The organism is Salegentibacter sp. BLCTC, assembly GCF_015143665.1.
Lineage (GTDB): Bacteria > Bacteroidota > Bacteroidia > Flavobacteriales > Flavobacteriaceae > Salegentibacter > Salegentibacter maritimus.
The window spans coordinates 158873-173110 of record NZ_WYEW01000004.1; the positions used below are offsets into that span (position 1 = coordinate 158873).

The window sequence follows — 14238 nt, forward strand, 5'->3', positions numbered from 1 at the left end:
AAAAAGTTAAGGGTAAATAAGATAAAAATCATCATAGCTATAGATATGGAAAAGATCATAATAAAATATTTGAATAATGAAGCTTCTTCAATGGAAATTGAAAAGCTCAACAAGTGGTTGGAAGATGAAAAAAATAGGAATACCTATAAGTCTTTAGTGAAAACACAATATTTAATAGATCGAAACTTTGCTCCACAGCAAAATAAAGCACCCCAGGTTATAGGTGGTATTAAAAAGCAAAAATCCGTAAAAAGAAATTTTTCTTTCTTAAAATATGCAGCTGTGTTCGCAGCCATTATACTGGGTGCACTCTTTATCTATTATAGCACCAATGGAGTTAATAATGTTAGGCAGTCTAACCAGATTACCTTAGAGTTAGAAGATGGTACTCTGGAGGTGATAGATGGTGATAAAGAGATTTTTTCTTCGGGAAAATCAAGGATTGTTAAAGACGAAAAACATAAACTGGTGTATAAAGATAACACCATAAGTACGGCCAACGAGTTACAGTATAATACTTTAAGAGTTCCTTTTGGGAAAACTTTTGAGCTACGGTTAACCGATGGTTCAGAAATAATTCTTAATGCGGGCACAGAGTTAAAATATCCGGTAGCATTTCTTGATGAAGGTAATAGAGAGGTATTCTTAAAAGGAGAGGCTTATTTTAAAGTTGCCCACGATAGTCTTAGGCCTTTTTTAGTTTCTACAAGTCAAATGCAAATAGAAGTTTTGGGTACGCAATTTAATGTTACTGCATACGAAAACGATCAGAAAACCAAAGCATTGCTTGTTTCGGGAAAGGTTTCGGCAGTTCCAACATTATCAGAAGAATCGGTGATATTACGTCCTAATCAACTTGCCGAGATAACCGATGGGAAAATGAAGGTTTCTAATGTGAACCCTGATAAATACCTGGCCTGGATAGATGGCAATATTATTTTTATAAACGATTCTTTTGAAGTGATAAAGAATAAGTTGGAAAGAAAGTTTAATGTAGTTATTGATAATAGATATGTAGCTCTTAATGATATAAAAATTAGTGGAAGTTTTGAGACTGAAAGTATAGACCAGGTCTTACAAACTTTTCAAAAGTATAAAGCTTTTAATTACAAGAAGATTGAAAACAAGATTGTAATAACCAAACCTTAAATAGTGTATGTAAATATTCTTATAAAAAAGGGATGCGCCAACATCCCTTTAAAAACGATTTAACTAACCTAGAAATTGACTAACTAAATCTTATCAAAATTATGAAAAAACCATTTAATTTAAAGGGATTTCCTCATGTATTGCTGAAACCCGATTTAAAGATGAAGCTCACCTATTTTCTATTTATTTTTTGTTTCTTTCAAATTAAAGCCGGTACCTATGCTCAAGATGTGAATGTAGATATTCACCTTACCAACGCTAGTATGCTAGAGGTTTTTAATGCTATTGAAAACCAAACCAACTATAGGTTTTTTTACAATCAGGAAGAACTAAACCCGGCAAGAAGACTTACGTTAGATGTAGATAAAGAAAAACTTAGTGCAGTTTTAAAGTATTTATTTCAAGGCACAAGTAATTCTTATCAGGTTTTTGAAAATCAAATTATTATTTCCAGGGCTCAGTCACAAACTGAAGACTCCACAATTAAGGCACAGGAGTTTGTGGTGACGGGTAAAGTGACAGATGAAGCCGGTTCACCGTTATATGGTGTAGCCGTTATTGAAAAAGCTTCTAATATGGGTACTGCCACCAATGAAAACGGTGAATACCGTTTAAGAGTTCAGGATCTTGAGCAAACATTAATTTTTTCTTACCTGGGCTTTCAAAAAGTAGAAGTAGCACTTAACGGAAGTGCTACTTTAAATTTGCAGTTAAAGCCAGACTTAGGCGAACTAAACCAGGTGGTATTAATTGGGTATGGAAAACAAAAACGCAGCTCAGTTTCCGGAGCTGTTTCTTCTATTAATTCGGGAGATATAGAGAATACTTCAACCGGTACCATAGGTTTTGATCGTGCCCTGGGTGGTTTGGCAAAGGGGGTACAGGTATCTCAAAATACAGGTCGCCCCGGTGCACCTATTCGTTTAAATGTGAGAGGTTATACTTCTCCCTTATCTGGAAGCTTAAACCAACCATTATATGTAATAGATGGTGTTCCTTTTAATATAGATGCCTTGCCGGGCACTTTTACCGGAGGAACCAGCAACCCTTTATTGGCTATTAGTCCAGATAATATTGAAAGTATAGATATTTTAAAAGATGCTGCTGCCACGGCTATTTATGGTTCCAGAGGAGCCAATGGGGTGGTGATTGTAAAAACAAAATCGGCCGAAAATAACCAAAAGCCTCAAATTGATTTTAGTTACAATACAACCATCGCAAAACCTATAAATACCTTAACCTCATTAAATGCTACACAATATAAAAACTTTTACGACCAACTAATTTCTAATAGTGTTGAAGCGGTAAACCAGGGCCGTGTACCATTCTTTTATGGTTTCGACCTGGGGAATTTGGCCGATGTACCTTTTGATCCCACTACCGGTGGTTTCTCATATAATGGTCTTTTAGATGCTCAATTTGGAGATGCCGATATTAATTATAATGATGAAGTTTATCGGGATTTTGCCCTTACTAATCAATTGAATTTTGGAATTAGTGGAGGTAGTGAAAATACGAACTATACTTTTGGGATTTCCGGAAGTGATCAGGAAGGATTGGTAATTAATGATGAGTTTAAACTTTATAACACCCGGGCAGCCGTTAATACCAAAATTACCGAAAGGATTAGTACCGGTGTGTCCTTAAATCTTGGCTATAATAAAGCAGAATCTGGAGAAGGTTCACAAGACGGCCAATACAATGTCAATACTGCCAATATTGTTGCGCGTCCAGATTTTCCGTATCGTGGAGACGATGCTAACCTTATTCCATTACCAGATTTTCAATATGGTTTCCCAACCTTTGAGCCCAGTCCAATAGCAAGGTTACAGCATAAAAATAATTCTGAAAATTATAACTTTATAGGAAATGGGTTTTTAGAAGTAGAAGCTTTAAAAAACCTAAACCTTAAAGCCGAAATAAACGCTGCTTTATTTGATAGGGATAATTCTATTTTTACGCCGGGCTCTGCTCAAACCAATTTTGGATTTCCTAATTCCTCATATTTAACCACTTCAAAAAGTAGGTCTACTAACCTTACTACCAATTTAACAGCTAACTATAGGTTTTCATTGAAGGAACATAATTTTGATCTTTTGGGTGGTTATGCCTGGGATAGAACTCAAATAAGTTCAGAAAACTATTTCTTTCTAGGCTTTCCCGATGAGGATATTTTAATTAATCCGGGCTCTGCCGAACAGGTGTTAGGCTATGGCAATTCAGATTCAGAAAACGGGATTAACTCCTTTTTTAGCAGGTTAAGTTATGATTATAAAAATAGATATACCGCAACAATAAACTTTAGAACTGATGCTTCCTCAAAATTTGGTCCTGAGAATCAAAGAGGATATTTCCCATCTGTTTCTGCTGCCTGGAATATTTCGAATGAAGCCTTTCTAAATGATAGTAAAGCAATAAATAACCTTAAATTAAGAGCAAGTCTTGGTAAAGTAGGTTCGGCTAATATCTCAAACTTTGCATATCTACAGTTTTTCTCAACCAATTCTAGCGATTTATATGGAGGGAGTACAGCTATAGTAGCTTCTAACACTTTGCCTAATAGAAATGTAGGTTGGGAGACAACCAAAGAAGTGAACCTTGGTTTAGACTTTGATTTCTTTAATTATCGCCTACGCGGAAGTTTTGATATTTACAAAAGAGAAACAGAAGGAGCTTTGGCACCCACACCAATACCTTATGAATTGGGGCCAAATACCTATGTTTCTAATCTAATGGATGTTTCTAACGAAGGGATGGAAATTTCTTTGGGAGGTGATATTATTAAAACCAATGATTTTACCTGGAGTTTAGACGCCAATTGGGCATATAACCGCAATGTCTTAGAAAAATTGAATGGCGCAAATATCAATCAGTATAATTTAGATTACTATATAGAGGGCGAGCCTGTGGGAACCATTAAAGGTTACGAGGTAGTTAAAATTATTGAAACCCAGGAAGAAGTAGACGAGCTTAATGCCAATTCACCTTCCGGTTTTTATGACAGGGCATCTTTTGGGGCAGGAGATTATATGTTTAAAGATACTAATGGCGACGGGCAAATAACGACCGAGGATAGAGTGAAAATAGGCTCTATTGAACCAGGTTTCTTTGGAGGTTTTAATACAAAGGTTCGTTTTAAAAATATAAGCCTTTCATCTTATTTTCAGTATTCAGTGGGGGCAGAGTCTGTGTGGAGTGCAATAACCAATCAGCCTTCAAATTATCTTGGGCCAAACAAATTAAGTGAGTATGCATTAAATACCTGGTCTCCTGGTAATACAGATGCCAGATTTGCAAAAGCTATTTATACCGATCCTTCCAGAAATGCAAGATTAAACGATCGTTATGTGTATGATTCTTCATATTTAAGATTGAAATACCTTCAGTTAGCCTATAATTTTGACCAGACTTTTCTTGATGCATTAAATGTGCAAAAGCTCTCAATTTTTATCTCGGGATCTAATTTATTTACGCTAACCGATTGGCCCGGAGTTGATCCTGAAAGTTTTTCGGAAAGAGGAACTATTACCGATGGGGCTAATAACGAAGACCCATACCCACTTGCCAAATCTTATTCACTGGGAGTTCAATTACAATTTTAAAAAATTAGCAAGATGAAATTTAATATATATACAAAGAAAATAGGGATTCTTCTATTATGCATAGCGGGTTTAATAGGATGTAGCGTAGATGATGTAAAACCAATTAACCAACTTACTGACGAGAACGTTATTCGCGATGGAAAATCAGCTCAACAGGTCTTAAACGGGGTTTATTCCGGATGGCGACAGTTTAACCTTGGTTATTATCCAATCCTTTTGGGAGCTGAAGGAAATGAAGGAGTCTTAATAGCTGCACTTACGGGAAGTGCCGGTTTTAATACCAATGAGGTTCCGGTAGAGAACCCTTTTTTAACCGAAATTTATAATGCACACTATAAAATAATAAATCAGGCAAATTTTCTAATTGAAGAGCTCGAAGCGGGAAAAGCAGCTGATATTTCAGAAGAAAAACAAAAGCAGCTTATCGCCGAAGCAAAATTTAACCGGGCATTCGCTACTTTTAAGTTACTACGCAATTTTGGCGAGTTTTACGATATGAATTCTTCTATGGGAATTGTATTGCAAACCAATTTTTCCAATTCGGTAGATGCAGCTCCAAGAAATACTGTACAGGAAGTCTATACTCAAATCTTTGATGATTTGGAGTATGCGGTAGCATATGGACCTAAAAATGTTCAGCATTATTATGGCGGGAGTTTAGCTTCCAAAGCTTTGTTGGCAAAGGTGAAATTGTATGCCAAAGATTATGAAACAGCTTCAAATTTAGCCTGGGAAGTGATTAATAATGCAGAAGGCTATAGTTTAGAAAACAGTTATAGCAATATTTTTGCTAATCAGATGAATTCCCCCGAAGTAATTTTTGCACCATTTGTTGGCTCAGGCTCGGAAGGAGGGGTTGCCATGTCTCAAATAAAACAGACTAATGCCAGTGCACAATTAGATAGTTTAGCTAACAAACAGGTAGAAGGACAGGGAGAGCTTGCCGGAATGGGAATGGGATACGATCCAAGGTTCTTATTTGCCTATTCAGAGGCTACTCAGGGGAATAATAGGAACGCGAAATACCCAAATGAAAACTTCGTAAACGGAAAAACTAATACAAATTACCATCTTAGACTAGCAGAGATGTATTTAATTTTTGCTGAAGCCGAAGTTCGTGAAGAAGGTGATTTGAACGCAGCTTTAGCCGCTCTAAATACACTTAGAAATAGAGCAGGAGTAATGCCAAAAGAAACAAACTCTCCAGAAGAACTTTTAGAATTAGTTAGAGAGGAAAAATTACTGGAGTTGTTTTTTGAAAATGGAGAAAACTGGTTCGATTTGGTTAGATACCATCATTATGGCGATATAAATGCTTTTGATATTAAACCAAGCCTGAATTCTAAAAATCAATTTATTAAACCTATTCCTTTAAAAGTATTAACGGCAAATAACCAATTGGAACAAAATGCTGGTTATTAAGAGTAAATGTTTGATTTAGTTGTTAGTAATGTAGAGGAGGGAAACCTACTTCCCTCTTTTATATAAATAACAAAATCTGTCTCGATACCAAGGTATTTTGCCAAAAGTATTAGCGCAAAAACCAAATCGAGCCGGTATAGTTTTAAAAATAAAATAATATTATGAGAAAATTTTTAACGATCGTCCTGTCGGCCACAGTTTTGATGGGATGTAATGAAGAGAAAGAAGCCCCAAAGGATTATGCTGTGGTTTCGGGAACAATTAGTAATCCTATAAAAAATAGAAAGATTAGATTGTACGATTACGAAAATCAGAAATCAATACTTATAGAGGTAGCCGAAGACGGGAGTTTTAACGATACGTTAAAATTAGAATCTCCAACATTTTTTAATACCAGTTACAGCTCTATGTTTCCATTATACCTAAGTAATGGCATGGAGCTAACTTTAAAATTTAAAGATTCAGTGGGTAAACCTGAAGTTTCAGGCAAAGGAAGTATCTCATATAACGTACTTCAAAATAAGAATGAACTAACTGCTGAATTGTTTGATGATTATAAATCTTTTTTCAGTCAGCCGGAGGCGTCATACCAACAAGCCCTTAAACAATATAATGCGGATGTAAAAGAGTTATTGGCAACCAATGAAGAAAGCCTGGATACTACGTTTATAAAAAAGCAGGAAAAATCTCTGGAAACATTTAATAAACAAATGAATGCTGAGTTTGAACGTTATAAAGAAATAAATGCAAAGCTTGGCAAAGGGAAACCTTCTCCTAATTTTAAGAACTATATAAATTACGATGGCGGTACTTCGTCTCTTAAAGATATTCTTGGTCAATATATTTATATAGATATGTGGGCAACCTGGTGCGGTCCCTGTAAATATGAAATCCCTTTTCTGCTGGAACTTGAAGAAGAATACAAAGACAAGGATATTAAATTTGTGAGTATTTCTATAGACGCCAGGAAAGACGAGGATAAATGGCGAAAAATGATTGAGGATAAAGGACTTACCGGAACCCAATTATTGGCCGATAACGAATACCAGTCCCAATTTGTACAGGATTACTATATTCAGGGAATTCCAAGATTTATAATCCTGGATCCTGAAGGAAATATAGTAGACTACGATGCTCCAAGACCTTCTGAACCAAGATTAAGAGAAGTGTTGGATGAACTCGATATTTAATTAGCCTCCCCAATAGATTCTTAAAAGCCCTTTTCTTTTAGTAGAAAAGGGCTTTTTTATTGACACCGCCAAAGGATGTAATATCCCGGGATAGTTAACTGCCCAAAAAATAAAAGACATTTCATCTTTAGTATCTAATATATGGGCTTATAAAAGAACTAAACCTTCATATTTGTAATTGACTAATGTTAAAACTTCATTCTTCAGCGTCTATTAAAAAACCTCACAGTTTTACTGAAATGCAGTAAATCTGTGAGGCTTATTTGCTAAACTTAGCTGTTTTAAAACAGCCGGTTTTATTGGCGTCGCCAAAGAGTATAATATCCGGTGGCTTGCGTTGAAATTAAAAATTGGTTCCATCTAAAGCCTCGTAGGCTTGCCCCCAGATAGTTTACTTAGAAATTATTTTACGATAATTTCATCAAGAAAAATAAAACTGGACTTCCCGGCGCCGGTATGCCACTCGGGTAAAGGTCCCATAGATTTTACCATAACTTTTATATAGCGTGCTTTTTCTTTTAATTCTCCCGAAGAAAAATTCTCAATAATCAAGCCTTGATCCTGAGGATCTATAGGATTTTGCGCAACAGCTACCTTTTTAAAATTTTCTCCGTTATTAGAAACATAAAACTCAACACTTTCCGGTAGTAAAATCCAGGAAATTAAGCGTTGAAAGAAATCGGCTGAAATTTCATTGATTTCAGTTTTTGTTTTTAAATCAAGCACTACTTCAATATCCTGGCCTGCATAACCCTGCCATCTGCCATCTCCAAAATCTTCAGAACCTTTTAAACCATCTGTAAGTCCACCGGGGCCTCCTGCAGCGTAAGCAGGATTAGCTGTACTTACCCGTCCTTTAATTTGCGGTTTAGCACCCAGGGCTTTATGTACATTGAAGTATTTTGCAGAAATTTGGCCTTCCTGACCATCCTTAAAAGCTTTTGCCTTCACTTCTGCATTTTTGGTAATGCTTAAAGAACCATCGTAAAGTTCACTTTCTTTTGTGGGTTCCCCACCATTGGTGGTATATCTGATTTCTGTATCAGGATAAAGCGTACTTAAGCGAATCTCCATTTCTCCAGGACGTAGGGCCTGGCCGGCATCAATAAATACATGCGTTTCCAGGTCTAGAAGTTCCCGGGCAGTTTTATCGTATTTATTAAGATTTTCGGCAAGCCAGTACTCTCTATTTTCAGCCTTCCATATATTGATATAATCTATTTTTAAATGGTGAAGCTCTTTAAAAAGTTTGTTCCGGGTTTCCTTTATCTCTTTCTTAGAAACTGATTCTGGGTTTTCGTGAGCTTTTTGTAGATCTAAAATGAAGAGATTTTTCTTTGCGGCAAAAGCTGCTCTTTCTGCCGCATTTCTGGCTACTTCAATAGCAATTTTTTCTGCGCCGGCAAGTTTGGCTTTTTCTTTAAGCTCTTGGGCCAGGGCAGTAGCCTGTTTCAGCATATTTTTATTGGTTGTAGCTACTTTTTCAACTTCTTCTTTTGGATAGAAATCGAAAATACTTTCCCAAACCGATGCATTGGTCATACTTCCAAAAACCGGAATTTGCCTTAGTTCTCTAAATTTATTAAGAGACTGCATAATACTTTGGTCATCGGGCATTTCAAAGAATAATTTATCGAATCCCTTATTGAAAGCCGAAAGTCTACTTGCTCGCTCTTCTTTGGCCCGGGCTTCTTCCTGACTTTCGATTGGGTTCCAGGCCATTTCGGCACCCCAAACAATTCCGTGCCAGTTTGCATTGAATAAGGTTTCCCCATCGTCGTCCCAGGCGGTGTTTATCATACCCATGGAACCATATTCTTTACCGTCTCTTACATAATTGGCGATGTTTTTTACAGCAACATCCAGGTTGGGATAGATCTCACTCCAGCTTCGTACGCCTGGGGCTACCATAAAATCGAAACCTGATTCTTTAAAGGGCAAAATAGCTTTATCAAAACTATCTCTTGGATCGTAGCCCCAGGAAAGAATAATAAGGTCTTTTGGGAGCCTATCTATAATTTCCTGGTGGTTAACGGCAATATCGCCCCACATCATAGTTCGTTTCCCGTGTTTTTTAAGAATTTCATCCAGTTTGTTAATATGCATGGCATAAACGGCTTCCATTCCTAAAGAATCGACTAAAGCTTTCGCTTTTCCAGATCCTAAACCGTCGGTTTCATCGGCACCAATATTAAAGAAAGGATGGTCGTAAGCCTGGGCAGCATCACCAAGATACTCGTCTAAAAATTCGTAGGTAGCAGGGCTGCCGGGGTTTAAATTCCATTTATTATCTGCTATCTCGTCATAGAAAGGATTTTTTAAAATTTCCTCCATATGTCCAAAAGCTTGCTGGTTTCCAATAAGCACAACATGGTATTTTGCGGCAAATTCTTCCAACTCGTTAATTTCTTCAGGGGTAAATGAATCTAAGGGGGCTATATCGGCAAACTTCTCGTTACGAAGGGTATGTTCGGTATAAAGGTTTAAAAAATTGAGTTTGTATTCCGATAATTTGCGAATGGCATCTTTTGTAAACTCTAAAGTGGGAATTGGTCCCCGACTAATATCGTCCATCCAGCCCCGATATTCTAAAGCAGGCCAATCTGTAATTTCTAAAGCAGGTAAACTCTTGTTTTTTGCAGTTTGTATAAGTTGTCTTAAAGTTTGAACCCCATAAAACAAACCTTTTTCGGTATTGGCGATTAGTTTAATTTGACCTTCTTCAATTTTTAGCCAATATCCCTGTTCTCCAATTTCCTTAAGTTTTTCTGAATTGGGCAGGTACTTTTTTATTTTTGAATCGGGGTTATCGTCCAGCGCATATAAAATAATGGAAGCCTTTTTAGGCAATTTTACAAGCTCTGAAGAAATTCCCATTTGTTCAGATAACTCATCTTTTAACTGCTTAAGGGCAAAATCATTATGCTTTGAGCTGTTAACCCATAAATCCTGGTTATTTTCCAGACTAAATTCAGCTTCCGAAGAAATTAATTCCTGCGGTTGGGGAATAAGCTTAATGTTCTGTGCTTGCGTTTTGGGAAAGAAAAGCCCAAACAGAATGAGCGCGGTTACCAGCCTCATTTTGTTTTTTAGGATTATTTTATTCATAATTATAGGTAATGTTTAAGGATAATTTAAAAGTTTCTCTTAATTTATAAGTGCTATGATACAATAGACCTCACAGGTTTTAATCACCTGTGAGGTCTATTTTTTTAGAATTTTATATAAGATTGCTAATACTTTTCAGCTGCTGCCTAATATTATTGGCCGCTTACTATTTTTAGGGGTAAATTTAAAACTGTTATTTTAATTATTCACTTCTTTACCACCAAAATCTTCCTGTTGTTGCTCTACTTCTTTAAGTTTTATGGTATTTAGCTCTTGCTGTAATTTTTCAACCTGGGCTTCGAGCTCTGCCTGGCTTTTATTGCTTTGCTCTACGGTAGAATTTCTGTTTAGCTTGTAAGCCGCCAACTCTTCTGGATTATATATCATTTCCTTTTTTGGAGCAACACTATTAAAAGTGATTTCACCTGACACTGGGCGTTGGGAACCTTTCATTCTTAAAGAAGCTTTTACTGTAATTTCTCCCGGAGTATTGGTAGTTTTCACCAAAACCGGTGCAGTACCCCATCTTAATTGCTGCGGATTTGCAATAAAGTTCTGGTTGCCCAGAATCTCTCCTTCTCCAGAGATTTCAAATTCCAGAATACTATTATTTAGGCGTTTTATATTTCCGTCTTTATCGGTTACGGCAGCAACCAGGGTTACAAAATCAGACCCGTTTGCTTTTAAATCCAGGTTTTCATCATCTAACCAAAGCATAATTTTTTCTGGTCTCAGTGCCGGTCTTACCGTATCGGTAGCGACCAATTTCCCATCTATAAAGCCTTCAGCCTTTAAAAATACTTCGTTGGCTTTTCTTGCCCGGTGCTTTTCTTTGATATCCATAAAATTATAAACATCTTTAAATACAATAGGAGGGAAGGGCATACCTTCTCTATCTTTATCTACTTTATGGATAAAAGTTTCTCCGTTTTCAAATTTGGTTAATCTTACTTCGTCACAATTAGAGAACACGGTTACATCATTTGGAGAAAATGGGGTCATTTCATTAGCGATATAAACCATAGGTCCGGTTTCGGCAATAAGATTGGTTTTTTCGGGATTTCTTTGCGCTTCAAATATATAGTAGGAATACTTTGGCTGCCTATACGCATCCATTATTCCACCGTAAAAAGGATCGGGATGGTAACCTCTTTGGTGATCAAATGGGTGCCAAAGTGCGCCACCAATATGTTGCTTACTGGTTTTATAGAAAATATCGTAACTAATGTATGAATAAGGAGGAACCGAGTAATGCTCTGCCTGTACCAGCATAGGGTTTTCACCCCAGGCACGGGCAACCCTGCTGGGAGAATTATGAGAGTTCCAATTATCTACATTATCGCCCCACTCGCGGGTAAAGTAAGTTTTTGATGGATCTGCTTCTTCTTCCGGCAGCATTTCAAAAGGATAAGTGTATAGAATATCAAAATGTTCACTTCCCTTTGCTTCCAAATCACAAGCTGAATGGGAGTTAGGATAAGGAAATTCGGTTTCTACAATATCTTTAGCATTTTTTGCAAAAGCATCGGGGTACCAGGTTTCATTGAGAATAGGTTCCCACAGAAAAAGACTGGCTCTGTTACGGTCTCTTCTTACCATGTTACGAATATCCTGGTAAACCAATTTTTCAAACTGTGGGTCTTTATTCCAAAACTGCCAGCCAGGGATGTTTACAATCACAAATAAGCCAAGCTCATCTGCCGCATCCATAAAGGCAGGATCCTGTGGGTAGTGTGCATTTCTAATTAGAATCATTCCCGCATCCCTAAGCTTTTTAGCATCTTTCCAATGCACATTGTTGGGAACGGCATTACCCACTACGGCAAAATCCTGGTGACGATTACCACCAATAATAGGTTTGTTATACGGTTTTCCGTTTAACCAAAACCCATCTTCTCCCTTAAACTCCAGGCTACGAATACCTATACGTTTGCGGTAGCCATCAACTACTTTCCCTTTGTTGTTTCTAATTTCAACCTCTAAGTTGTATAGATGAGGATGTTCAGGAGCCCATAGCTGCGGATTTCTAATGCTTTCTTCTGAAGTAATATGGGTTGCATTATTGGATTGCAGACTAATTTTTTTACCGGTCTTTAATTTTAATTTTCCTTCTTTATCATAAAGTCTATAGATTATTTTCCCTTTGAAATCGGCTGAACTCTCATTTCTTATATGGGTTTTTAGTACTATTTCTGCTTTTTTTTCAGAAACTTCAGGGTAGGCAACCACAATGCCACCACCGGCAATTTCATTTTCATAATTAGCATTTGTAATATGTACATTGCTATGTGAAATAAGCCAAACATCACGATAAATTCCTCCTAAATAAGCAAAATCCAGTACTTCCTGATCTTTTCCCGGGGGATAGGATGGGTCGTTACTATTATCGGCCCAAACTGCAATTATATTATCTTCTCCCCAATTTAAAGCATCAGAAACATCTACAATTGCCGGTAAATAACCACCAAAATGTTCTTTTAGCAGTTTTCCGTTTACGTAAATTTTAGATTTTCCCATAATGGCTTCAAAGTGGAGAAAAAGTTTTTTGCCTTTTAATTTGGGGTCGGGCGTAAAGTGTTTTCTATACCATACTTCGCCCTGGTAATTTATACCGCCACTTGCTTCCTGGGGAAGGTATTCAATTCCGTTAGGAAGGTTGACTACGGCCCAATTTTTATCATCAAAATTCTTCTTTTCTGCGCCCCGTAAATTCCCTTTATAAAATCTCCAGGCAGGATTCATAGAAAAAGAGTTGCGGCCGGTGCCTTCCAGCTCATAAAAGCCCGCTGTAGAAAACTCGGGCTGGTTTTGGGCCTGCATTGTAAACCCAATTGCTAAAAATAATAGAGCTAAGGTTTTTTTTAATGTATATTGCATATTGTATAATTTATAATGTATTTTGAAAGTTGTACGATGTATAACAAATATGATTTTAAATCATTTTAATTTATTTACGAATCCCGAATCACTTCTCTTTATAAACCCGCACCCAATCTACCAGCATTTCAACAGGCAGGTCTTCATCTTTTATGCTACCAACCCAGTTACCTCCAAGTGCCTGATCTAGAATAATAAAAAACTCCTGATTGAAGGGCCATTGCTTTGAATCGGCATTCTCAATTTTTGGATAAGAAAAGGTCTTTTCACCATTAACAAAGAAATCTAACCGATTAGGGTACCATTCCACAGCATACACATTATAGGAATCTACCTTAAATGGAACGGTAGTGAAATATGGCGGATACTCCTTTTTTTCTTGAATATCTATATAATTGGTATGCAAGGTTTGATAGACGATGGTGTCGTAATTTAGGTGTTCCATAATATCTATTTCGCCACTATGTGGCCAACCACCGTATTTGGGATCTTGAGGCATCATCCAAATGGCCGGCCAGGAGCCTTTACCTTTATCCAGTTTAGCCTTTACCTCAATTTTTCCGTATTTAAAAGAAAATTTATTGGCTGTTCTAATACATCCTGTGTTATATTTTACCGTATCATTCTTATTGGTGTTAATAATACCGCGTAGATGTAATTTTCCGTCTTTTACAAATCGGGTAGCATCTGAGTCTGTACAGAAACGCGCCCAATCTGCCGAATTTCTAGGAGAATGAGACCATTTAGCGGTATCGGGTTTACCTTCATTGTCAAATTCATCCTGCCAAATTAGATACCATCTTTTTTGAGACTTATCCTGGACTTTCCCTGTACCACATCCGGCTACAAGAACCATTAAAAGTATAACTGTCAATTGTTTCATAGGGGCT

7 protein-coding genes are annotated in these 14238 nt (G+C 36.9%); 4 read left to right on the forward strand and 3 right to left on the reverse strand.

From position 1 onward, the window contains the following. Positions 1–45 precede the first annotated feature (45 nt). The 4 genes from GUB10_RS07015 to GUB10_RS07030 all read left to right on the forward strand — a co-directional run bounded on the left by GUB10_RS07015 (position 46) and on the right by GUB10_RS07030 (position 7363). On the forward strand, positions 46–1149 hold the full coding sequence (locus tag GUB10_RS07015; RefSeq protein ID WP_193710726.1) for a FecR family protein: 1104 nt from the start codon (positions 46–48) through the stop codon (positions 1147–1149). Positions 1150–1250: 101 nt separating this feature from the next. After that, entirely contained in the window at positions 1251–4751 is a 3501-nt protein-coding gene (locus tag GUB10_RS07020) for a TonB-dependent receptor (RefSeq protein WP_193710727.1), read from the forward strand. 12 nt (positions 4752–4763) lie between these two features. After that, on the forward strand, positions 4764–6173 hold the full coding sequence (locus tag GUB10_RS07025) for a RagB/SusD family nutrient uptake outer membrane protein (RefSeq protein ID WP_193710728.1): 1410 nt from the start codon (positions 4764–4766) through the stop codon (positions 6171–6173). A 161-nt stretch (positions 6174–6334) separates the two neighbouring features. Continuing rightward, the gene (locus GUB10_RS07030) at positions 6335–7363 is read left to right on the forward strand and encodes a TlpA disulfide reductase family protein (RefSeq protein WP_227740340.1); all 1029 of its coding nucleotides are present in this window, start codon (positions 6335–6337) and stop codon (positions 7361–7363) included. Between the two features lie 402 nt (positions 7364–7765). On the opposite strand, the gene GUB10_RS07035 is transcribed toward GUB10_RS07030, so the two are convergent. The 3 genes from GUB10_RS07035 to GUB10_RS07045 form a co-directional block, all read right to left on the reverse strand. Next, positions 7766–10471 (reverse strand): glycoside hydrolase family 20 zincin-like fold domain-containing protein, encoded by a 2706-nt coding sequence (locus GUB10_RS07035; RefSeq protein WP_193710729.1) that lies wholly within the window; start codon positions 10469–10471, stop codon positions 7766–7768. A 198-nt stretch (positions 10472–10669) separates the two neighbouring features. Further along, on the reverse strand, positions 10670–13348 hold the full coding sequence (locus GUB10_RS07040) for a glycoside hydrolase family 2 TIM barrel-domain containing protein (protein ID WP_193710730.1): 2679 nt from the start codon (positions 13346–13348) through the stop codon (positions 10670–10672). Between the two features lie 88 nt (positions 13349–13436). Continuing rightward, the gene (locus tag GUB10_RS07045) at positions 13437–14231 is read right to left on the reverse strand and encodes a glycoside hydrolase family 16 protein (RefSeq protein ID WP_193710731.1); all 795 of its coding nucleotides are present in this window, start codon (positions 14229–14231) and stop codon (positions 13437–13439) included. Between the last annotated feature and the right edge of the window lie 7 nt (positions 14232–14238).

What these genes read in the sequence shown, in the direction of transcription:
- GUB10_RS07015 (WP_193710726.1), top strand. Translation starts at nt 46, where the DNA reads ATGGAAAAGATCATAATAAAATATTTGAATAATGAAGCTTCTTCAATG.
- GUB10_RS07020 (WP_193710727.1), top strand. Translation starts at nt 1,251, where the DNA reads ATGAAAAAACCATTTAATTTAAAGGGATTTCCTCATGTATTGCTGAAA.
- GUB10_RS07025 (WP_193710728.1), top strand. Translation starts at nt 4,764, where the DNA reads ATGAAATTTAATATATATACAAAGAAAATAGGGATTCTTCTATTATGC.
- GUB10_RS07030 (WP_227740340.1), top strand. Translation starts at nt 6,335, where the DNA reads ATGAGAAAATTTTTAACGATCGTCCTGTCGGCCACAGTTTTGATGGGA.
- GUB10_RS07035 (WP_193710729.1), bottom strand. Translation starts at nt 10,471, where the DNA reads ATGAATAAAATAATCCTAAAAAACAAAATGAGGCTGGTAACCGCGCTC.
- GUB10_RS07040 (WP_193710730.1), bottom strand. Translation starts at nt 13,348, where the DNA reads ATGCAATATACATTAAAAAAAACCTTAGCTCTATTATTTTTAGCAATT.
- GUB10_RS07045 (WP_193710731.1), bottom strand. Translation starts at nt 14,231, where the DNA reads ATGAAACAATTGACAGTTATACTTTTAATGGTTCTTGTAGCCGGATGT.